The sequence below is a fragment of the Proteus sp. G2626 genome (genome assembly GCF_009915985.1).
Taxonomy (GTDB): domain Bacteria; phylum Pseudomonadota; class Gammaproteobacteria; order Enterobacterales; family Enterobacteriaceae; genus Proteus; species Proteus vulgaris.
This window is the reverse complement of record NZ_JAABNH010000029.1, coordinates 250,783-274,877: the sequence shown is the minus strand read 5'-3', so window position 1 is coordinate 274,877 and position 24,095 is coordinate 250,783. Positions and strand designations below refer to the sequence as shown.

Genomic DNA, 24,095 nt, shown 5'->3' with positions numbered 1-24,095 from the left:
CTGAATATGTTTTTACAAAATGACCTTTATCGGTTGTATCATTCTCGTTAAATTGGCGCAATGATTATTGTGAGCTAACGCATAATACGCAGTGCGTAAAAATAACGGTTAGGAGTGTTTTATGTCGGGGAGTGTAAATAAAAAAGAAGAAGCAAGCTGGGGAATGCTTCTTCATGGAAAAAATAGTCTAAAATCGCTCGCTTTAGCAGGAGGGGTCGCATTACATGCAATTAATGTCTATATCACGATAACAACATTGCCTTCTGTAGTACGTGATATCGGTGGACTCAATTTGTATGCTTGGAATACGACGGTTTTTATTTTAGCTTCTATTCTCTTTTCCGCGGTGACGTCTCGTTTATTGAGCAAATTTGCGCCTCGTAATAGTTACTTGCTTGCAACGCTCTGCTTTTTAGTCGGTTCCGTTATCTGTGCCACAGCACCTTCTATGCAAATATTATTATTCGGCCGATTTGTTCAAGGAGCGGGTGGCGGTATGTTGCTTGCACTGGCTTATTCGTTAGTCAGAGTGATGTTTCCACAACCACTTTGGTCTAGAGCGATGGCATTAATGTCAAGTATGTGGGGAATATCAACACTATTAGGCCCTGCATTAGGTGGAATATTTGCAGAATATGATATTTGGCGTGGCGCATTTTGGTCTATTTTAGTCGTTGGCATTCCTTACGCCATTTTATTATTTACTATTCTGCCGACAGAAAATGTGACCGATAATATCGTCGCAAAATCCCCTTTACCCTATCAGCAACTTTTTCTATTAATGTTTGCTGTATTATCTATTTCAATCGGCGGTCTTTATAACATCACGTTGTATCACGTATTATCATTTTTACTTGCTATTATCTTTATATTGCTTTTAATACACATAGATAAAAAATCAAATGATGGCTTATTTCCTAAAGGGACATTCTCTTTTTCTGCACCTTTAGCCCCAATTTATCTCACCATGGCATTATTGGGTATCAGTGTACAAACCGAAGTTTTTGTGCCCTATTTTTTACAAACCATTCATAATATTACCCCATTACTTTCCGGTTATTTAGCGGCATTAGTGGGCGCAGGTTGGTCTTTTTCTGCGATTATTTCTTCATCAAGTCAACAATATACCGCTCAACGTTTAATGCGCTTTGGCCCTATAATTAACTTTTCTGCAATAGTTATTCTCGGTTTATTTATATCCAATAGTGTCACATTACCTTATGGGCAGATTATCGTTATTTGTGTAGCACTCTTTTTTACTGGCGCAGGAATTGGTATGGCTTGGCCTCATTATTTAACCCGTGTATTACATGTTTCTCAGGGGCAAGAAGCCCAAAAAGCAGCAACATCAATTACAACGATCCAATTATTTTCAGCCGCAGTTGGCGCTTCAATATCAGGTACTGTCGTTAATATGGCAGGATTAACCGATCCTGGAGGCATTATTGGTGCAAAAAATGCCGCACATTGGTTATTTATTATTTTTGCAGTAACTCCGCTAATTGCTTTCTTTACAGCACAAATAGTCGTGTCTCGAACCTCAAAAAATTAACCTATTTCATTTCTAAAAAATAACAAAGCCTCTTTAATGAGGCCTTGTTATTGTCCAAACTATTTTACATTAATACTTTTCAAAGTTTTCTTGGATCTTCGCAGGATCTTGAGTTTGTGTGAGTGATAATTGTAATAATACTCTCGCTTTTTGTGGGTTCAGGCGTTCTGATGCCACAAAACCGTATTTCGCATCATCAACTTCGCCATTTTGTGTCGTAAAACCTACTGGAACACGACTTGCACGAACTACGACAACACCTTTTTTAGCGCCATCGGCTAAAGTATCAAAAATATCAGTATATAAATTACCGTTACCCACACCTGCGCTCACAATGCCTTTGTAGTCATTATCAATAAAGGCTTTAGCCGGTAAATCTGATGCATTTGAGTAGTTATATACGATACCAACCTTAGGTAATTCAGTCAGTTTACTTACATCAAAGATTGGCTTATCGGCACGAGGTAATGCGGCTGTATAAAAATGAACTTTTCCGTTGTGTACATAGCCTTGAGCCCCTGCATTAATAGGTTGGAATGCTTGTACTTCCGTTGTATTCATTTTCACAACATCTTTACCACTGATAACCGAATTATTCATAGTGACCAACACACCACGATTTTCAGACGCTTTATCACTGGCAATCACAACCGCATTAAAAAGATTCAAAGGACCTTCAGCGCCTAATGCCGTTGCAGGACGCATTGCACCAACCATAACAACCGGTTTTTTACAGGCTGTTGTTAAATCCAGAAAGTAAGCCGTCTCTTCCATGGTATCCGTACCATGAGTAATCACAAACCCGTCTGTTTTATCACAATCTGCATTAATTTTATTAGCCAGCTTTAGCCATACTTGGTCATTCATATCTTGAGAACCAATGTTAACGACTTGCTCACCTTTTAAATTGGCCACTTTCTTAGCCTCAGGTACGGCATTAATCAGCGTATCAATACCTAATTTACCCGCTGTATAACTTGATGTTGTTGCTGAATCGCCACCACCGGCAATAGTGCCCCCGGTTGCTAAAATGGTCACATTAGGTAAGGCGAAAACAGAACCACTGACTACAGCTAATAAACTGGCAAGCAATGTTTTTTTCATCATCGAACTGATCCCTTATGAGTTTATAAATAAATCCAATTATGATGATTTGTTCTCATTAATTCCGTGATTAATCAAACGTATTTATTAAAAAAACTCATATATTAAATAATTAATTAGTAATGAATATGGTTAGTCTGTTCTAAATGAGAGAAATTATTAGTGCTTAACAGGGGATTTCAGTATCATGTTCCCCTAACTATCACCCGCAAAATATTAATGAAACCTGCCATGTCACAAACATTCATTCCTGGCAAAGATGCCGCACTGGAAGATTCTATCGCTAACTTTCAGAAAAAATTAACCGACTTAGGCTTTAACATTGAAGAAGCTTCATGGTTAAACCCCGTTCCTAATGTCTGGTCTGTTCATATTCGCGATAAAGATTGCCCTTTATGTTTTACTAATGGTAAAGGTGCTAGTAAAAAAGCGGCTTTAGCCTCTGCACTGGGCGAATATTTTGAACGTCTTTCAACAAACTATTTCTTTTCTGATTTCTGGCTAGGTGCTGATATTGCAGAAGGTGAGTTTGTTCACTATCCAAATGAAAAATGGTTCCCACTTACAGATGATGATTCAGTACCAGAAGGCTTACTAGATAGTCGTTTACGTGAGTTTTACGATCCTGAAGGTGAATTATGTGGTAGCGAATTAGTCGATCTACAATCGAGTAACCATGATCGTGGAATTTGTGCCCTACCATTTATACGTCAATCTGATGAAAAACCTGTTTTTATTCCTGTAAATATTATCGCTAACTTGTATGCCTCTAACGGTATGTCAGCGGGTAATACAAAAAATGAAGCTCGAGTCCAAGGACTTTCAGAAGTTTTTGAGCGCTATGTAAAAAACCGCATTATCACCGAAAGAATCAGCTTACCTGAAATTCCTAACGAAGTTTTAGCTCGCTACCCTGCAGTTATTGAGGCGATTGAAACATTAGAACAAGAAGGTTTCCCAATCTTTAGTTTTGATGCCTCTTTAGGGGGGCAATTCCCTGTTATTTGTGTCGTGTTATTTAACCCACAAAATGGAACTTGCTTCGCTTCTTTTGGCGCTCATCCTGATTTCGGTGTGGCTTTAGAGCGTACCGTCACTGAGTTATTACAAGGCCGTAGCCTTAAAGATCTTGATGTTTTCAACCCACCAAGCTTTGATGATGAAGAAGTGGGTGATCACACCAACCTTGAAACACACTTTATTGATTCAAGTGGTTTAATTAGTTGGGATCTATTTAAAAAAGAGGCCGATTATGCTTTCACAGATTGGGATTTCAGTGGGACAACCGAAGAAGAATTTCATACCTTAATGGCGCTGTGCCAACAATGTGATGCTGAAGTCTATATTATGGATTACTCACACTTAGGCGTTTATGCGTGTCGTATTTTAGTACCTGGTTTATCGGATATTTACCCTGCAGAAGATCTACAATTAGCCAATAACATTATGGGTGTACATTGGCGCGATACTATTCTTTCATTACCAACAAGCGAAGGCACAAAAGAAGAATATTTATCACTTATCAGTCAATTTGATGAAGATGGTTTAGACGACTTTACTCGTATCAGAGAAATGATTGGTATTGCACCGGGTAAAGATAATGGTTGGAGCCATCTACGTGTCGGTGAATTAAAATCCATGCTTGCACTTGCGGGGGGCGATCTTGACCAAGCGCTTGTTTGGGTTGAATGGACTCAAGATTTCAACGCTTCTTTATTTACGTCAGAACGCCAAAATTATTATCGTTGCTTGCACAATCTCTTATTATTACAACAAGAGACTGAACGTGAACCCGCACAATACATGTATGCATTCTCTCGTATGTATGGAGAAGAAACATTACAAGCAGCCTTAAACGCAATGCAAGGTAAACAAGCATTTTATGGTTTACAGCCTATTGATGCCGATTTAACAAATTTACCTATTCATCAGTCACTACTTGCTGCTTATGAAAAATTGCAAAAAGCAAAACGTCAATCGAACAAATAAGCCTATTTTATTTAAGATGATTTATTAAATAAACACTCAATTTAACTGAATAATAAGCGCGTATTTGAATTAAAACACTCTATTGAAAAGTAGAGTGTTTTATTTTGCTAAAAATAAATTTTTGACAAATATGTCAACATGACAAATATGTCACCTGACAAAATTGTCAAAATATGGCAAAAGTGACGAATTATGACATTTAATATGACGCTACAAATAAATATTGAATTTTTCAACCAAGAATATTACTTAAATATGGTTTAAATTGCTATTTGTTTAACCAGATCTCAAAAAAATAAAAACCTTATTTTTATAATGGTTATATGTCTGGAGTAATCAATAATGATTAACCACAAATAAAGTAATGTTTATATTTATGGCAAAAGTAAATAAGGCGTTAAATTTGATTTTTAATTCTTAACATACGAGGTCTAAATAATACTTTATCTTTACTTTTTACTTTATTTATCCAGCTAGTCTAAAATTTTTTGATAATTTTTAAAAAATTTTTTTATTTTATTAATCAAATAGTTATAGCATAAACAACGGGTTTTTACGCACTAAAAACGGGTTTCTAATGAGCGACCATGATCCATATCAATTTTAGAAGTAAGCCCCTTTGCTACTATTATTGCGTGCTATAATTATTCCAACATATAAGAGAGTGTTAGTATGAAAGCTGACAGCCCTTTTAATTTATTATCACCTGCTGATATGGCAAAATTTGCCGATGATGCATGTTGTTATAAAGCAAATAAACATATTCCAACGACTTACTTATCTGCATTTACTGCGGGAATGTTTATATCAATTGCTTTTGTTTTTTATATTACTGCTACTACAGGCACCGCATCTGTTCCATTTGGGCTGGCTAAATTAGTTGGCGGGATCTGCTTCTCTCTGGGGTTAATGCTCGTTGTCGTTTGTGGCGCGGACTTATTCACCTCAACTGTTCTGACTATTATTCCTAAAGCAACTGGACGTATATCTTGGGGCAAAATGTTTGCTAACTGGATAAATGTCTATCTTGGTAACTTCGTTGGCGCACTCTTTTTTGTCGCATTAATGTGGTTTGCGGGCCAACATATGGCTGCAAATGGGCTTTGGGGGCTAAATGTTTTACAAACAGCACAACATAAAGTTGAACACACTTTTATTGAAGCCGTCTGTTTAGGTATTTTAGCTAACTTAATGGTTTGTCTTGCAGTATGGATGAGCTATGCAGGTCGTACACTTATTGATAAGCTTTTTGCACTGATATTACCTATCGGTATGTTCGTTGCTAGCGGTTTTGAGCACAGTATCGCTAACATGTTTCTTATTCCATTAGGTATTGTTATTAAGAATTTTGCACCCACAGAATTCTGGACTAAAGTAGGTGCATCACCCGAACAATTTTCAAATTTAACGGTATCAAATTTCCTCTCTGACAATTTATTACCAGTCACTATCGGTAACATTATTGGCGGAGCAGTCCTAGTCGGTCTGGTATACTGGTTAATGCATCTGCGCGGTGACAAACATTAATCCGTGCAGGTATGACTGATTTCTTAAGTTCCATTGTAAAAAGGTAGAAGTATCATGTCTGATTTAAATGAAAAATTTGCTGAAGCATGGAAAGGTTTTTCTGAAGGTGAATGGCAGAACGGTGTTAACGTTCGTGATTTTATCCAAAAAAACTATACTCCATATGAAGGCGACGAATCTTTCCTAGCAGGTTCCACTAAAGCAACTGATACACTTTGGGAACAAGTTATGGAAGGCATCAAAATCGAAAACCGTACGCATGCGCCGGTTGATTTTGATACTTCTGTTGCTTCAACTATCACATCTCACGATGCAGGTTACATCGCTAAAGATTTAGAACAAATCGTAGGTTTACAGACTGATGCACCTCTGAAACGTGCGATCATCCCATTCGGTGGTATCCGTATGGTTGAAAGTTCTTGCCACGCTTACAACCGTGAGCTGGATCCAGAACTGAAAAAAATCTTTACTGATTATCGTAAAACTCATAACCAAGGCGTTTTCGATGTTTATACTCCAGACATCTTAAAATGCCGTAAATCTGGTATCTTAACTGGCTTACCAGATGCTTATGGTCGTGGCCGTATCATCGGTGACTACCGTCGTGTTGCTCTGTACGGTATCGACTTCCTGCGTAAAGACAAATTCGCTCAATTCACTTCTTTACAAGAAAGAATGGAAAAAGGCGAAGATCTGGAAATGACTATCCAACTGCGTGAAGAAATCGCAGAGCAGCATGCTGCTTTAGGTCAAATCCAAGAAATGGCTGCGAAATACGGTTACGATATTTCTCGTCCTGCTCAAAACGCAAAAGAAGCAGTACAATGGACTTACTTCGGTTACTTAGCTGCTGTTAAATCTCAAAACGGTGCAGCAATGTCATTTGGTCGTGTATCTACGTTCTTAGATATCTACATCCAACGTGATATTGAAGCAGGTTTACTGACAGAAGAACAAGCTCAGGAATTAATTGACCACTTAGTCATGAAGTTACGTATGGTTCGTTTCTTACGTACGCCTGAATATGATGAACTGTTCTCTGGTGACCCAATCTGGGCAACAGAATCTTTAGCAGGTATGGGTTTAGATGGCCGTACTTTGGTAACTAAGAATACTTTCCGTTTCTTAAATACCCTATACACAATGGGTCCATCTCCTGAACCAAACATGACCATCCTGTGGTCAGAACAACTGCCTATCAACTTCAAAAAATATGCAGCAAAAGTCTCAATCGATACTTCTTCAATCCAGTACGAAAATGATGACTTAATGCGTCCTGACTTCGACAGCGATGACTATGCAATCGCATGTTGTGTTAGCCCAATGGTTGTTGGTAAACAAATGCAGTTCTTTGGTGCTCGTGCAAACTTAGCGAAAACCTTACTGTATACCATCAATGGTGGTGTTGACGAAAAACTGAAAATCCAAGTCGGTCCAAAACATGCGCCAATCATGGATGAAGTCTTAGACTTCGATACTGTGATGAACCAAATGGATCACTTTATGGATTGGTTAGCAACTCAGTACGTAACTGCACTGAACGTTATCCATTACATGCACGACAAATACAGCTATGAAGCAGCACTGATGGCACTTCATGACCGTGATGTATATCGTACAATGGCATGTGGTATCGCAGGTCTGTCTGTTGCTGCTGACTCACTGTCTGCTATCAAATACGCAAAAGTTTCTCCAATCCGTGATGAAAACGGCTTAGCAGTTGACTTCAAAATTGATGGCGAATACCCACAATTTGGTAACAACGATTCTCGTGTAGATGACATCGCTTGTGACTTAGTCGAACGTTTCATGAAGAAAATTCAGAAACTGCGTACATACCGTAATGCGGTACCTACACAGTCTATCCTGACTATCACGTCAAACGTTGTTTACGGTAAGAAAACAGGTAACACTCCAGACGGTCGTCGTGCAGGCGCACCATTCGGACCAGGTGCTAACCCAATGCACGGCCGTGACCAAAAAGGTGCAGTTGCATCACTGACTTCAGTTGCTAAACTGCCATTTGCTTATGCAAAAGACGGTATTTCTTACACCTTCTCAATTGTACCTAATGCATTAGGTAAAGATGATGATGTTCGTAAAGCGAACCTTGCAGGTCTAATGGATGGTTATTTCCACCACGAAGCCGGTATTGAAGGTGGCCAACATCTGAACGTTAACGTGATGAATCGTGAAATGCTGTTAGAAGCAATGGAAGATCCTGAGAAATATCCTCAGTTAACTATCCGTGTTTCTGGTTATGCAGTTCGCTTTAACTCACTGACTAAAGAGCAACAGCAAGACGTTATCACCCGTACATTTACACAAACAATGTAATAAAGATAACTATATGCATTTATTTACTGAGAAAGTAGATAAAATCGCTTAGAATAAAGGCCCCTACTTTGGGGCCTTTTTATCTAGACAGTTTTGGAGTAACCCTGTTATGTCCGTACTTGGTCGTATCCACTCATTTGAATCCTGCGGTACTGTTGATGGTCCCGGAATACGTTTCATTGTTTTCTTTCAAGGATGCTTAATGAGATGCCTCTATTGTCACAACCGTGACACATGGGATACTCATGGTGGGCAAATCGTCACAGTTGATGAATTAATGAAAGAGGCGGTTACCTATCGTCATTTTATGAATGCTTCTGGTGGCGGTGTTACTGCTTCTGGCGGCGAAGCGATTTTGCAAGCAGAGTTTGTGCGCGATTGGTTCCGCGCATGTCAAAAAGAAAATATCCATACTTGCTTAGATACTAATGGCTTTGTTCGTCGTTATGATCCGGTTATTGATGAATTAATGGATGCCACTGACTTGGTGATGCTCGATCTAAAACAAGTCAATGATGAAATTCACCAAAAATTAGTAGGTGTATCAAACCAGCGTACACTTGAGTTTGCGCGTTATTTAGCAAAACGAGGCCAAAAAACATGGGTTCGTTATGTGGTTGTACCGGGTTGGTCTGATGATGATGATTCTGCTCATCGTTTAGGCGAATTTATTAAAGATATGAAAAATATTGAAAAAGTAGAACTACTGCCTTACCACGAACTCGGCAAACATAAATGGGTAGCTTTAGGCGAAGAATACAAATTAGATGGTATTCATCCACCGTCAAAAGAGACGATGGAAAATGTAAAATCTATTCTTGAGTCTTACGGCCATAAAGTCATGTATTAAGTTTTTCTACTTAGTGTTAATTTAGGAAGCAGCGCATTAAAACGCTGCTTTTTTGTTAATCAAACCTAAATATCATTGATATTAAAAGAGTTGCTTTGTTGTCTTCTTTTTCACCTTTTCTATTTTTCTTTAGGTTATTTTTAGAATAACGGTCTTAAACGTAATATCCCTTCTATTAAATCTATCATCTTTATTTCATACTTCTTATGCAAAGATTAAATAAACAATTAAATGACTAGCAAATAAAAGTAGGCTTTATAAGATTATCCCTAACCTATATTAGGTTTAATACAGTTGATTAATAACAAAACAAAAAGATATTATAGAGGGCTTATATTTATAAACAAAAATATTGGGATTAAGGTACAGGAAATGGAACAAGATAACAATTCATCGCAAACTCAGCCACAAGAGGTCTTTACACCTATTCCTCAAGCACGAGGTGCCTCTGGCGGGGTGCGTTGGTTAGGGCTAGGATGGGATTTAATAAAAGAACGTTTTTGGATGTGGATAGGCGTTATTATTATCTACTTTATTGTAAGTCTTATTATATCAACCATTCTTGGATTTATTCCGCTAATTGGCCCGATCATCTCACCTTTTGTTACTACTGTATTAGCCGCAGGTGTCGTAGCAATTGCTCATCAGCAGTATGAAACCCAGCGAATTGATGTTGATACCTTATTTGTAGGTTTCTATAACAAACGTTACCTTAGTTTAATGGGAGCGTATGGCATCAGTTTTCTCATTTTATTAGCGGGCATCATTCTTGCCATTCTCGTCAGCAGTGCTGCTATGATGGATATTTTTTATGCTATCAATAGCGATTACCCCGAAGAGATTATTGCTGAAATGATGATGGATAACTCATCCGGATTTATATTGTTTTTTATTATTATCGCTATTTTTGGTGCGTTGAGTACAGCAGCTTATTGGTTTGTTCCTGCGCTTGTATTAGTCAATGGTTATAAAGCATTCCCTGCGGTTAAAGCGAGTCTTTCCGCGGTAAAAATAAATTTATCTGGCGGTTTTTTCTTCTTTCTTTTACTGTTCTTTATTATCGCTATTAGTGTTATTCCATTTGGTTTAGGGTTACTGATTACCATCCCTCTTTCTTATACGGCAATGTATGGTTCTTATCGTGATGTGTTTTATCACCATAATATAGGAAATCAAGGAAATAACGGTGGTATCAATGGAAATGGTACAATATCCCTAAATAAAACCGCTGAATCCAATATTGGGAAATTAGTAAGTTAATCTTTAATTAATACAAAATAAATAATCATCAACCCCCTAATATTTGATCAATCAACATTAGGGGTTTTTTATATCAATAATATCTTAATATTGAAACTAAAAAAATTTCAATAGTAGGCAATCTGATGCTCTCAAGATATGCTTATTGACTTCCTATTATGGGCGTATTTTTATTTGATAATAAATTAATTTATTATCAACTTCTTCAAAGTTAATCTCATATTCATTTTTCCACAAAAAAACTCTCTGATTTATCTTGAATATGAGGTGGCGCTAAATCATGTTTATTTATGTATCTGCTATTATGCTATAGAAAAAACAGCAATAATAAAATAGTGATCGTAATGTAATACGATCACATCAAATAGTTAATAAAATAACTTACTGCTAGCTTTACACTTTTTCTTCAGCTAGCAAAGGGATTTTTATTATCATAAGATTTATTATAAATTGCGTCAGACATTAAATAGTCATAAATATCATCAACAATCTCAATGCCTTCACTTTCACTTCTCTGTTCTTCTATTTGGCTATTTTCACCAGGATAAAGGACTTTTTCGACATTAGGCGCTGGCTTAATCGCATTTAACTCCTTCATCACTTGTGAGATATGCTCTCTAAATAAAATGGTATCAGTGAAAAAAGCGGGATTAATGACAATATGTAATTGGCCTAACTCTCGTCCTTGCGTTAAATCGTGATACATCGAGCTGACATGTTTACCAAAAGGAAGCCCAAGCAAAATACCTGACAACACATCGACCATCATCATCAAGCCATAACCTTTCGGGCCAGCAATAGGTAATAAGCCTTTTACCGCAAAAGGATCTGTCGTAGGTTTACCGCTTTCATCTACCGCCCAAGTATCAGGAATATCAACACCGCGTGAACGTGCATCAAGTACTTTTCCCCACGCCTGTACCGTTGTCGCCATATCGAATGTTATATGTTTATCCCCTACGCCTGGGGCTGAAAACGCGATAGGATTAGTGCCGTAATACACTTCAGAACCACCAAAAGGAACAACCATGGGATCAGATTGGCAAAGTGAGATCCCAATCATCCCTGCTTGAGATGCTTGCTCAACAAAATAAGAAAGTGCACCACTATGGCCTATTCGCCTGACTCCCACAACAGCAACACCCTTATCTTGTGCCATTTTGATAGCACGCTCCATTGCATCTTTAGCTGCAACATGCCCAGCACCATTATCACCGTCAAATACAGCGCTACAAGGCCCTGTTTCAGTATAAGTAAAGTTAGGTGCAGTATTTGTGCCACCTTTGCTAATGCGCTCTGCATAATACTCTACTCGCACAGCACCATGAGAGTGAATACCTTTGGCATCAGCATGAACTAAGACATCAGCCACCGTATCTGCATGTACTTCATTTAGCCCTGCATGATGTAATTTGTTTTTAATTAATTGATGTAACTGTTGTTTAGAAACTATCATAGAATATGCTCTTTTGTAGGGTTCTATTTAAATAGAAACGTCATAAATAATCGAGGTTAATTCGAGCGATAGGTCTAATCTAACAGCATAAATAGGATCTGCCGTGATCAATTTAACCAATAGCGGATTGCATTATATTTTTATTTAATCTTACTCTATTTAGTAAGAATTTTTTAATAATCATCTATTTTTTCTCCACTTCATAACTGTATTTAGATAATATTAAAAATTATAAATTTTCATACATTCCTTTTGATCATTTAAATCTATTTCGGTAGTCTGTGGTAACAATTAAAATTTGTGTAATAAATAAAATGATAAATAAAGAAATATTAAAGAACTTAAAGTATTTTGAAAAAAAACCATTAATTCATCATATTAATTATTCTCTAACTGAAGATGCTGAAAAAAACATATTAAATGGTTGGTTACCTGCATGCATGGAAGAGAAATGGCTTTCTTATAGTATAGAAAACTGTGTCTATATTCACCGCAGTTGGAGTGGACATTTGATGTATAAATTTACTATTCATAATAAAACTATTGATTATATAGAAATTGCAATGGACGATTTTGTTAATATGGAAAATGAAAGAAAAATAGAGATCTTTTTCTCTCTATTGCCCTATTTATCTGAACCTCATTGAAGTATTGCGTATTAAATAAGTCATTAACGATATAACTTCTGATCTTTTGATCCCTTTCTATAATACTATGAAAACAAAAACCCCCTGCCTAAGCAGAGGGTTAAATTATAAATATTCAATTAATTAGATAATAATTAACCAATATATTCTAAACCGTTCATATAAGGACGTAATACTTCTGGAATTTCAATACGGCCATCAGCCATTTGATAGTTTTCCATGATTGCGACTAAAGTACGACCTACTGCTAAACCAGAACCATTTAATGTATGAACCAGTTGAGTTTTCTTATCACCTTTAGAGCGGAAACGTGCTTGCATACGACGAGCTTGGAAATCCCACATGTTTGAGCATGAAGAGATTTCACGGTAAGTATTTTGAGCCGGAACCCAAACTTCTAAGTCGTAAGTTTTACGTGAACCAAAACCGATATCACCAGTGCAAAGCACAACTTTACGATATGGCAGATTCAGTAATTGCAACACTTTTTCAGCATGGCCTGTTAGCTCTTCTAATGCTTCCATTGATTTTTCAGGGTGAGCAATTTGAACGAGCTCAACTTTATCAAATTGGTGCATACGGATTAAGCCACGAGTATCACGGCCATAAGAACCAGCTTCTGAGCGGAAACATGGCGTATGAGCTGTCATTTTCAGTGGTAAGTCGTCTTCATCAAGAATAACGTCTCTTACCATATTGGTAACAGGTACTTCTGCTGTTGGAATAAGCGCGTATTGGCTTTCTGCTTCTTCTTCTAACGGTTTAGTGTGGAATAAGTCTTCACTGAATTTAGGTAACTGACCTGTACCGTACAGAGTTGCGTGGTTAACCAAGTAAGGAACATACATTTCTTGGTAGCCGTGCTCTTCGGTATGCAGATTCAGCATAAATTGTGTGATAGCACGATGTAAACGTGCAATTTGACCTTTCATCACAACAAAACGCGAGCCAGTAATTTTCACCGCAGAAGCAAAATCTAAACCATCAGTCAGCTCACCTAAAGTCACATGATCTTTTAATTCGAAATCATAAGTCTTTGGTGTACCCCAACGAGAAACTTCTACGTTTTCGCTATCATCTTTACCATTTGGCACAGCATCATCTGGCATATTAGGAATAGTTAAAACGTAATCACGAATTTCAGCTTGAAGTACTTCAAGTTCTGCTTTTGCAGCTTCAAGTTTTTCACCTAACAGGTTAACTTCCTGACGAAGTGGCTCAATATCTTCACCACGCGCTTTTGCCGCACCGATGGACTTCGATCGAGAATTACGTTCTGCTTGCAGGGATTCAGTTTCAACTTGTAACACCTTACGGCGTTCTTCTTGTTGACGGATTTTTTCCACATTGAGGGTGAACCCCCTGCGAGCCAGTTTTTCGGCGACCGCGTCTAGCTCATTACGCAGTAGATTTGGATCGAGCATGCTTATCCTGTGCTTATTGATAGATTAATAAAAACCTTCTCTCCTATCTTATAAAAAAGATATCTGAGACAAGGCATAGTTAAGAAATTAATGATAATTTAATAACCTTACCGCATCTTTACATTTTGCGATAGCGTTTTGTAACACTATTTTGATCTTGTTGAGAAAGCCAGTCTAATTTCTCTGCAACCTTGATCTCTAACCCTCTTTTTACTGGGTAATAATACTGCGTATTGGCCATTTCTTTAGGGAAATAAACCTCTCCTGCTGCATAAGCATTAGGCTCATCGTGAGCATAACGATACTCAGCGCCAAGCCCCATTTCTTTCATGAGTTTTGTCGGCGCATTACGCAAATGTTCAGGCACATCATAATCAGGTTTACTTTTGGCATCGGCAATAGCTGCTTTAAATGCCGTGTAAACCGCATTACTTTTTGGGGCGCAAGATAAATATACGATAGCTTGAGCAATCGCACGTTCGCCTTCCGCGGGCCCAACACGTGTAAAACAATCCCATGCTGCAATAGCGACTTGCATCGCGCGAGGATCAGCATTCCCCACATCTTCAGATGCTATTGCCAATAAGCGACGAGCAACATACAGGGGATCCCCCCCCGCAGTAATGATCCTTGCATACCAATAAAGCGCAGCATCAGGTGCTGAACCTCTTACTGATTTATGTAACGCAGAGATAAGATCGTAAAAGCGATCACCTTTATTATCAAAACGTGCACTACGTTCACCACTAATTTCTGCCAATAATGCGGGTGTCAATGTGCGTTTTCCTTGGCTATCCACTTCGGCAATATCCGCCATCATTTCAAGCAAATTTAACGAACGACGCGCATCACCATTCACAAGCTGTGCAATCATTTTGCGTGTATCATCTGGTAAGATAATATTACGCCCACCTAAACCTCGTTCTGGATCATCCAGCGCTTGTTGTAGCACTTGCTCTATATCCGTTTCGGTTAACGAACGTAATAGATAAACTCTTGCTCTAGAGAGCAACGCCGAATTTAATTCAAAAGAAGGATTTTCTGTTGTTGCACCAATAAAAGTGATCGTGCCATCTTCAATGTGAGGCAAAAAGGCATCTTGTTGGCTTTTATTAAAACGGTGAACTTCATCAACAAACAAAATTGTTCTACGCCCTGCATTGCGGTTTTGGCGCGCAATTTCAATAGACTCTCTGATTTCTTTAATACCCGATGTTACCGCAGATAATCGCTCTATATCAGCTTGTGCATAGCGACCAATTATCTCAGCAAGGGTTGTTTTCCCCGTGCCTGGTGGCCCCCATAAAATCATGGAATGCAATTGTCCCGCCTTAATAGCTCGAGGTAATGGTTTACCTTCCGCAAGTAAATGCGTTTGTCCGATATATTGTTCCAATGTTTCAGGTCGCATTCTTGCGGCAAGAGGTTGGAATTCATTGCGTGAAAAATCGAGTGATAAATTACTCAAAGTATCCTCACTGACGTTGGTCATCCAAAGTCACACCCGCTGGTGGTGTAAAGCGAAAAGCAGAAGCATCAATAGGGGCAACAGTTTGAGCTGTAAGTTGATAATTACTCACCTGACCATCTTGTTCTGTCGCAGCAAATTGTTGGATTTGCCCATTAGGTAACACGGTGATCGTAAAATGTTTTAAATTATTTTCTGTTTTTGGTGTTAGCTCAAAACGATCACCCGTTTGTTTTACTTCATAATTTTGCCACTCTTTACTGTCATTACGCGCAATCAACATAAAAGGCGTATTGGTTGTCGCACTTTCAAGCCAAGTTGCCGTGACTTGTTCCACAAAAGGGTTATAAAACCATAATGTTTTACCATCAGAAATCAAAGTGCTCTCATCAGGCGCTGTCATTTGCCAATTAAACAAATCAGGACGTTGTACCTTTAAATTACCTTCCCCTTTTTGAATAAGGGCCCCTTCATTGCTAGTGACAGTTTGGCTAAAGTTAGCTTGAAAACTATTTACTTTATTTAATCGTTGTTGCAGATCTTGACGCGCATCAGCCCAAGCGACTTGGCTACTTATTAAGGTCATCGCACACACTGCAAATAATACTTTTTTCATTCTACAAGCCTCGGCATGAGATTACGCCGACATAGTGTCGGCGTATAAATTTTAATGATATTGTGCAGGTTATCATGCTATCTCATTAGCTGATAACTGAGTTTTCAAGATATTACATATCAGAAGGCGGTGGTGAAAGTACATCACGTGTATTGTTGTGATTTGGCGTACTGACAATACCTTGCATCTCCATTTGCTCTACAATTCTTGCGGCACGGTTATAGCCAATTCTAAATTGACGTTGTACACCAGAAATAGAAACACGTTGTTTTTCAACCACAAATTCTACGGCTTGGTCAAATAATGGATCAAGTTCTTCACCATCATCGTATCCACCACCATTACCACTTTCGCCTTCTTCACCACACTTAGTAATAGCTTCAATATATTGCGGACGACCTCGTGCCTTCCAGTCACTTGCGACAGCATGTACCTCATCATCACTGACAAAAGCACCATGTACACGCTCTGGCGGATAACCATTAGGTGCATATAACATATCACCCATACCCAGTAAGGATTCTGCACCACCTTGATCTAAGATGGTTCGTGAATCAATTTTACTCGAAACAGTAAATGCAATACGGCTAGGGATATTAGCTTTAATCAGGCCTGTAATAATATCAACAGAAGGTCGTTGTGTTGCAAGCACAAGATGAATACCCGCCGCACGCGCTTTTTGCGCTAAGCGTGCAATCAATTCTTCCACTTTTTTACCTGCGGTCATCATTAAATCAGCAAACTCATCAACCACAACCACGATATAGGGCTCTTTTTCTAACATAGGCATTTCTGTTGCCATGCTGTCTGTTGGTTTCCAGAATGGATCTGGAATTGGGCGACCCATCGCTTCAGCTTCTTTAATTTTTTCGTTATAGCCCGCAAGATTACGTACACCTAATCGCGACATCAGTTTATAACGGCGCTCCATTTCTGCCACACTCCAACGTAATGCATTGGCAGCATCTTTCATATCGGTAACGACTTCCGTAAGAAGATGAGGAATACCTTCATAGACAGAAAGTTCAAGCATTTTTGGATCTATCATAATAAAGCGAACATCTTCTGGTTTAGCTTTATAAAGAATGCTGATGATCATTGCATTCACACCGACAGATTTACCTGAACCTGTTGTACCCGCCACCAATAGATGTGGCATTTTTGCAAGATTTGCAACAACAGGTTGCCCACCAATATCTTTACCCAGAACAACGGTTAAAGGTGAACGACTTTCGCGGAAAGCATCATTATCTAATAGCTCACGCATATACACGGTTTGACGTTTCTTATTCGGTAATTCCAGCCCTACATAAGGTTTTCCTGGAATAACTTCGACAATACGTACCGCAATGGCAGATAATGAACGTGCCAAGTCGCGTGATAAATTTGAAATACGTGCGGCTTTTACGCCCGGCGCAAGTTCAAGCTCAAATCGCGTGATAACAGGTCCTGGTGATATGCCCACGACCTTCGCTTTAACACGATAATCATTAAGACGTGCTTCAATTAATTTACCGATACGCTCAAGCTCAAACATATCAACGGGTTCTTCTTCTACTGGCGGTGTTGTTAACAGATCCAGAGAAGGCATTGGCGTAGTTGGTTTTTGCAACGGCCTATCATTACGCATCAAAAATGGATGAATTAAAGATTCTTGCTGTTGCTGTTGCTGTTGCTGTTGCTGTTGCTGTTGCTGTTGCTGTTGCTGTTGCTGTGCAAAATGCTGAGCCATATTTGGCTGTGGTTCAATACGTGATTCCGATGCAGTTTGAGATGTAGCAGGTGGCGTAACAGGTTCAGAAACAATCGGCGTAAATACCGGCTCTATCGGTTCTTCATCCAATAAATCATCAATAGGCGAGAAAGCCTCTAATGCGGTGAGTTCTCTTTCTAACTCAATTTTTGGAGTGTACTCTTCCTCTTCATCATCGCGAGGTGAGATTTGTAAAAACGCATTACTGGTTGAATATTCTACTTTTTTCTCTATTGTTTGCGTCGGTTGTGCTGATTGTGAAGCAAACGAATGTTGAATATGAGGTTGATAACCTGTTGTTGTTTGCAATGAAGGTGCTTGTGAGGATAGTTGAGGTAACACCTCTTCTTCATCGTCATCTAATGAAATATCATCACCATAACGCGCCTGCAATTGTTGTTTAAATTGCGCAGCTAGCTGTTGTTGTTCATGAAGTGCATTCTCATCTACATCATTGTGATTATCTTCTGTTGAAGAGAATGTATTTGCAGTAACAGTAGGTTCATCCTGATAATTATCTTTTTGAGGATTCAAGGAAGAAAACGATGTTTCAATATTCGGCTCATAATAAGATGCAGATTGCTCAATAACTTCATCTGCTTCATCGCCATAGCGTTCACGCTGCTGTTCAAGAAATTGTTGGCGCAATTGTTGTTCAAAATTCGCTTGTTCTTGGATATCAGCTAACTCATCTTCAGGCTCTGTTTGAACCGCTTCTTCGCGACGACGTAGCTCGGCTTCGCGTTGCGAAGGAATATGAATGCCATAAAGCTCACGACGAGTAGGTAAACGTACTGGGTTTGGTCGAGGTAGTTCAGGCCCTAATCCTTGTTTAACTTGCGCGCCATGACTCACCAAAGCACTGGTTGCTACTCCTGCAGTCACGGCCATTTCAGGTGTTAAGGTATCTTCGCTATTTGGTGCTAACGAAAATGTTGGTTCAGCACGCCCAACTGGCATAAAGCTATCTGCCTCTGCAGGTTGATCATTTTCAACTAATGGTGTTACAGAAGGAGTGTTCTCTTCTGGTATTGAGTAAACAGAATGTTGAGGCGCACTGACATCTGGCTGAATATCTTTTTTAAGGAAGGCTTCCGGTATATCAAAACGGTAATGTTCAGGTACTTCTTCTGTTACTGTTATTTCAGGTGTTTGTTCTGCAATAGCCCCTGATACAGCAGGCGCAACTTGTGTTAATGATTGTGCATGATTGTCTGTATCATTTGTTGCACTGAAAGAAGGTAGCTCGTCTTCGTGTTCCGTTTTAGGTTGTGATGACTCAATATCTTGCTGACGAGCAAGTTCAAGCGCTGAAGGTGCGGAAAATAAGACGTCATCACTCTCTTCTGTTTTCAGTTCTGATGGTTGTTTTTCTGTTTGATTTACACGTTCAGTTACATCATCAACAAAATCCTGAGTACTATCATCATCTTCTTCGTATTCAGCTTCGTGTTGGCCTCGATTAGTAATAAAACCCACTGTACCAAGGATTACGGCACCAATCTTTTCAGTGATAGTTAACCACGACCAACCAGTAAATAGTGTAAAACCAATCGCCCAGACAGATAGTAGTGCAAGCGTTGCGCCTAATACATTAAACCAAGGTAATAAGGCCTTACTGAATAAACTACCAATAACACCGCCCGAGCTGAAATTATAGATATCATCAAAATTAAGATCAGCTAATGCACAAGAGGTAAAAACCAGAGCCAAGGCGCCAATCGTGCGAAGTGCGAGGGAAAAAAAGTCAGTATATTCACGATTTTTTTGGTAGCGTAGCGAATTCCAGCAACCAAAAACAACCACAACAGGAATTGCATAGGCAAGCAAGCCAAATGCTGAAAATAGGATATCAGCTAACCATGCTCCGATGCTGCCACCTAAATTTTGAATAGGATCATTCCATGTGGTTTGTGACCAGCTAGGATCAGAAGGATGAAAGCTAAGTAAAGAAACCATCAAAAAGACAGCACCAATCCCGATTAAAATGAGAATAGCTTCCCAAACACGACGACGGTTACTTATCTTTGTTAAACGAACATTTTTGTCTTCTGTATATTCCTGGCTCAAAGAGGGCTCTCCAGGTTTAATTTAGGGTTAAATTAAAACGGAACAACGCTGAGTTATCCCAGCGTTGAAACTGTATGCATAAACAGGAGTGTACCTAATTTTTTCCTGTTTTGCACCAACCTATTAAGTTGGCTTAGCGAGTTTTGATTACAAGGCGGTTACTTTGTTTAACTTCTTCCATAACCACGTAAGTACGTGTGTCATTAACACCAGGAAGACGTAACAGGGTTTCACCCAGTAATTTACGGTAAGCGGACATATCAGGTACACGAGTTTTCAACAGATAGTCAAAATCACCAGAAACTAAATGACATTCTTGGATTTCTTCAAGCTTTTGAACAGCCATATTAAATTGTTCAAAAACATCTGGTGCGCCACGATTTAGTGTGATTTCCACAAATACCAGTAATGATGCATCGAGGTAATGAGGGTTTAACAGCGCAGTATAACCAGAAATAAATCCTTGGCGCTCTAAACGACGTACGCGCTCTAAACAAGGCGTTGGTGATAAACCAACACGTTTAGATAACTCAACGTTTGAAATACGACCATCTTTTTGAAGCTCATTTAGAATATTCCGGTCTATTCTATCAAGATCTTTACCCGGACGTTTTTTATTATCAATCATCTCTATACTCTCTTTCTCTTTTTCTCTTACTTTATTTTCCTAGACCCATACCTGTACACCTTCAGCATCAATGTCGAAACTTCGGTATCAAATGGTCAGAGCAAACTATCAATTTATTTTCTTTTAATGCCAGATAAAACATCTATTTTATCTAAATACTCATTAGCAAATATCGCCAAGTAACTATCCTTTACCCTGTCTGCCGAAAAAATTGTACCTATAACATCCAAGGATAATTATCTTTAACAATCATGTTTTCGCAAATGTACAGCGGATTGTCAAAGCAAATGAGTAAAAATCAGAACAAGGCGCTATGTTATTCTCTATATACGCAAGATAGTCATCAATTGTAAAGCAAAATGTTTCAGGTTAATTCGATGATGTTAGCCCAATATAACTCTATAATTATTAAACTATATTAGTATTAACTATTGCTAAAATAGCTAAAATATTATGTCTATTTCTCGTCATTGGCTTTTTTTAACGTCTTATTTCTCCTACAATCCTTCAATTCGCATCACGCCTAATCAGAGATGAGGTATACATGAGCACCATCAAACATAGCAAACTTATTATTTTAGGTTCAGGCCCTGCGGGTTACACCGCTGCCGTTTATGCGGCAAGAGCAAACTTAGAACCAGTACTGATTACGGGTGTTGAAAAAGGCGGTCAGCTGACAACAACAACAGAAGTCGAAAACTGGCCCGGTGACCCAGAAGGGCTAACAGGCCCAGGCTTAATGGACCGCATGTTTCAGCACGCTGAAAAATTTAATACAGAGATTATCTCTGACCATATTAATAAAGTCGATCTGAAAAACCGTCCTTTTCGTCTATTTGGTGATGAACAAGAATATACCTGCGATGCATTAATTATCGCTACAGGCGCTTCTGCGCGTTATATCGGCTTACCTTCTGAAGAATCCTTTAAAGGCCGTGGTGTCTCTGCTTGTGCAACCTGTGACGGTTTCTTTTATCGTAACCAAAAAGTCGCCGTAGTCGGTGGAGGTAATACTGCAGTAGAAGAAGCGCTCTATTTAGCCAATATTGCCTCTGAAGTTCACCTGATCCACCGCCGTGATTCATTCCGTTCTGAAAAAATCTTAATTAATCGTTTAATGGACAAAGTTAACAGTGGCAATATTATTTTGCATACTGATCGTACCTTAGACGAAGTTCTTGGCGACGATATGGGTGTGACCAAAGTTCGTTTAAAAGATACAAAAAGCGATAAAACCGAAGAATTAGATGTAATGGGTGTTTTTATTGCCATTGGACATAGCCCAAATACCGCTATTTTTGATGGACAATTAGAATTAGATAATGGTTATATCAAAGTGCAATCAGGCACACAAGGTAATGCAACTCAAACCTCAATTGAAGGTGTTTTTGCTGCAGGTGACGTAATGGATCATATTTATCGTCAAGCAATTACCTCTGCCGGAACAGGTTGTATGGCAGCGTTAGATGCAGAACGCTACTTAGACGCACAAAAATCCAACTAAAATCATCACTTCCTTTCAAGGCGCTATTTCAGTAGCGCCTTTTACCATGTAACATACTAGCCTGGTTGCCAAAGCGTATAATTACTTACCTTGGCCTTTCTGATACTTTGTATCTCACCTGCAGATTTGAATCTTTTCTTATGGATAAAACTAAACAAAATGAAATGGTTCGATGGCTGAAACAGCAGAGTGCTCCAGCCCGTCGATGGCTACGGCTATCAATGATTTTAGGTGTCGTAAGCGGTTTATTAATTATTGCTCAAGCATGGTTATTAGCGGTTTTACTTCAAGCATTTATCATGGATAGTATTAACCGTGATACGCATATACCTACTTTCCTCACTCTTATTGGCATTTTTATCTTACGTGCAGCAGTCATGGCAATACGAGAGCGTGTTGGTTATCGCTGTGGTATGGCTGTTAGGCAACAAATTCGTAAAATTGTCCTTGATAGACTTGAAGAATTAGGCCCTGTTTGGGTTAAAGGCAAACCCGCTGGAAGCTGGGCAACTATTATTCTAGAACAAATTGAAGATATGCAAGATTACTATGCACGTTATCTTCCACAAATGTATCTTTCCGCTATTGTTCCTATTCTTATTCTTATCACCCTATTTCCTGTTAACTGGGTTGCGGGTTTAATTTTATTCTTTACTGCCCCTCTAATTCCCTTGTTTATGGCATTAGTCGGATTAGGTGCTGCTGATGCAAACCGCAGAAACTTTCTCGCTTTAGGTCGTTTAAGTGGTAACTTCCTCGATAGATTAAGAGGGCTTGATACATTACGGTTATTTAACCGCGGTAATGCTGAAGTCAAACAAATTACAGAAGCCACAGAAGATTTCCGTAAACGCACGATGGAAGTGCTTAGAATGGCGTTCCTTTCTTCTGGCGTATTGGAATTCTTTACCGCTGTTTCTATTGCCGTTGTTGCTGTTTATTTCGGTTTTTCTTACTTAGGTGAACTTAACTTTGGTAGCTATGGTCTAGGTGTTACCCTCTTTTCGGGGTTCTTAGCGCTGATCCTTGCCCCTGAATTTTTTCAACCTTTACGAGATTTAGGCACTTATTATCACGCAAAAGCGCAAGCAGTGGGCGCAGCAGAATCTCTCGTTGAGTTTTTAGAAACTGATGGCGAAAAACCACAATTAGCAGGTAATGCGCGTGTCAATACAAACGAAGGTATTGAAATAACAGCACATGAACTAGAGATTTTATCGCATCAAGGGGTAAAATTAGCGGGTCCATTAAGTTTTACGATTAGTCCTCAGCAACGTATTGCGATTGTAGGCCAAAGTGGTGCAGGAAAAAGCTCATTATTGAATGTACTTTTAGGCTTTTTACCCTATCGGGGTTCATTAAAAGTTAATGGCATTGAATTAACTCAGCTTTCACCTGAAGCATGGCGTCAATGTTTAAGTTGGGTGGGACAAAATCCCAATTTACCTGAACAAACTTTACTTGATAATGTGCGTTTGAGTGCTCCCGAGGCCAGTTCAGAACAAATAAATCTGGCTATTGAAAAAGCCTATGTCAGCGATTTTATTAACGATTTACCTGATGGGTTAAATACAGTAATTGGCGATGGTGCTGCACGTCTTTCTGTTGGTCAAGCACAACGCATTGCTGTAGCACGTGCATTATTATCCCCTTGCCAATTTTTGTTATTGGATGAACCTGCAGCAAGCCTTGATTCTCATAGCGAACAACGTGTGATGCACGCTCTTAATAATGCGTCATTAAATCAAACTACGTTACTTGTTACCCATTTATTGGAAGAAACATTAGGTTACGATCAAATTTGGGTAATGGAAAAAGGTCAAATTATTGAAACGGGCACTTATGCATCATTAAGCCAACAGCAAGGTGCTTTTGCCCGTCTTCTTGCTCATCGTAAAGAGGAACTTTAA

16 protein-coding genes are annotated in these 24,095 nt (G+C 38.9%); 9 read left to right on the top strand and 7 right to left on the bottom strand.

Going from position 1 to position 24,095, the window contains the following annotated elements:
* The first annotated feature begins 121 nt into the window (after positions 1-121).
* Positions 122-1,552, top strand: coding sequence for an MFS transporter (locus tag GWJ05_RS17495; protein WP_036938118.1), 1,431 nt, complete (start codon positions 122-124; stop codon positions 1,550-1,552).
* Positions 1,553-1,621: 69 nt separating this feature from the next.
* Here the strand turns inward: GWJ05_RS17495 and ansB are convergent, their stop codons facing one another.
* A complete protein-coding gene (ansB, locus tag GWJ05_RS17490; protein WP_082239477.1) occupies positions 1,622-2,659 on the bottom strand; it encodes an L-asparaginase 2 in 1,038 nt (345 codons plus the stop codon).
* A gap of 228 nt (positions 2,660-2,887) precedes the next feature.
* On the opposite strand from ansB, the gene ycaO reads away from it, so the two are divergent.
* From ycaO to GWJ05_RS17465, 5 genes are all read left to right on the top strand, one after another.
* Positions 2,888-4,645, top strand: a complete 1,758-nt coding sequence (gene ycaO / locus GWJ05_RS17485; RefSeq protein WP_036938120.1) for a 30S ribosomal protein S12 methylthiotransferase accessory factor YcaO — start codon at positions 2,888-2,890, stop codon at positions 4,643-4,645.
* Between the two features lie 672 nt (positions 4,646-5,317).
* Positions 5,318-6,172, top strand: a complete 855-nt coding sequence (gene focA / locus GWJ05_RS17480) for a formate transporter FocA (protein WP_036938122.1) — start codon at positions 5,318-5,320, stop codon at positions 6,170-6,172.
* A 54-nt stretch (positions 6,173-6,226) separates the two neighbouring features.
* Positions 6,227-8,509 (top strand): formate C-acetyltransferase, encoded by a 2,283-nt coding sequence (gene pflB / locus GWJ05_RS17475; protein ID WP_036938125.1) that lies wholly within the window; start codon positions 6,227-6,229, stop codon positions 8,507-8,509.
* 109 nt (positions 8,510-8,618) lie between these two features.
* Positions 8,619-9,359: a pyruvate formate lyase 1-activating protein gene (gene pflA, locus GWJ05_RS17470; protein WP_036938126.1), complete on the top strand. Its 741-nt coding sequence runs from the start codon at positions 8,619-8,621 to the stop codon at positions 9,357-9,359.
* A gap of 372 nt (positions 9,360-9,731) precedes the next feature.
* Complete coding sequence (locus GWJ05_RS17465; protein WP_036938129.1) at positions 9,732-10,619, top strand: BPSS1780 family membrane protein; 888 nt, start codon at positions 9,732-9,734, stop codon at positions 10,617-10,619.
* A gap of 406 nt (positions 10,620-11,025) precedes the next feature.
* Here GWJ05_RS17465 and allD read toward each other — a convergent pair whose 3' ends face one another.
* The gene (allD, locus tag GWJ05_RS17460; RefSeq protein WP_036938131.1) at positions 11,026-12,075 is read right to left on the bottom strand and encodes an ureidoglycolate dehydrogenase; all 1,050 of its coding nucleotides are present in this window, start codon (positions 12,073-12,075) and stop codon (positions 11,026-11,028) included.
* Between the two features lie 281 nt (positions 12,076-12,356).
* Between allD and GWJ05_RS17455 the strand changes: the two genes are divergently transcribed.
* The gene (locus GWJ05_RS17455) at positions 12,357-12,722 is read left to right on the top strand and encodes a hypothetical protein (protein WP_224215448.1); all 366 of its coding nucleotides are present in this window, start codon (positions 12,357-12,359) and stop codon (positions 12,720-12,722) included.
* Positions 12,723-12,856: 134 nt separating this feature from the next.
* Here GWJ05_RS17455 and serS read toward each other — a convergent pair whose 3' ends face one another.
* From serS to lrp, 5 genes are all read right to left on the bottom strand, one after another.
* Entirely contained in the window at positions 12,857-14,146 is a 1,290-nt protein-coding gene (gene serS / locus GWJ05_RS17450) for a serine--tRNA ligase (protein WP_161681526.1), read from the bottom strand.
* A 118-nt stretch (positions 14,147-14,264) separates the two neighbouring features.
* Positions 14,265-15,614 (bottom strand): replication-associated recombination protein A, encoded by a 1,350-nt coding sequence (locus GWJ05_RS17445; protein WP_036939078.1) that lies wholly within the window; start codon positions 15,612-15,614, stop codon positions 14,265-14,267.
* 7 nt (positions 15,615-15,621) lie between these two features.
* Positions 15,622-16,230: an outer membrane lipoprotein chaperone LolA gene (gene lolA, locus GWJ05_RS17440; protein ID WP_036938135.1), complete on the bottom strand. Its 609-nt coding sequence runs from the start codon at positions 16,228-16,230 to the stop codon at positions 15,622-15,624.
* Positions 16,231-16,342: 112 nt separating this feature from the next.
* Positions 16,343-20,053 (bottom strand): DNA translocase FtsK 4TM domain-containing protein, encoded by a 3,711-nt coding sequence (locus GWJ05_RS17435; protein WP_161681525.1) that lies wholly within the window; start codon positions 20,051-20,053, stop codon positions 16,343-16,345.
* A gap of 133 nt (positions 20,054-20,186) precedes the next feature.
* On the bottom strand, positions 20,187-20,681 hold the full coding sequence (lrp, locus tag GWJ05_RS17430) for a leucine-responsive transcriptional regulator Lrp (RefSeq protein ID WP_004244566.1): 495 nt from the start codon (positions 20,679-20,681) through the stop codon (positions 20,187-20,189).
* A gap of 544 nt (positions 20,682-21,225) precedes the next feature.
* Between lrp and trxB the strand changes: the two genes are divergently transcribed.
* Positions 21,226-22,185, top strand: a complete 960-nt coding sequence (trxB, locus tag GWJ05_RS17425; protein WP_036938142.1) for a thioredoxin-disulfide reductase — start codon at positions 21,226-21,228, stop codon at positions 22,183-22,185.
* 140 nt (positions 22,186-22,325) lie between these two features.
* The gene (gene cydD, locus GWJ05_RS17420) at positions 22,326-24,095 is read left to right on the top strand and encodes a heme ABC transporter permease/ATP-binding protein CydD (RefSeq protein WP_036938144.1); all 1,770 of its coding nucleotides are present in this window, start codon (positions 22,326-22,328) and stop codon (positions 24,093-24,095) included.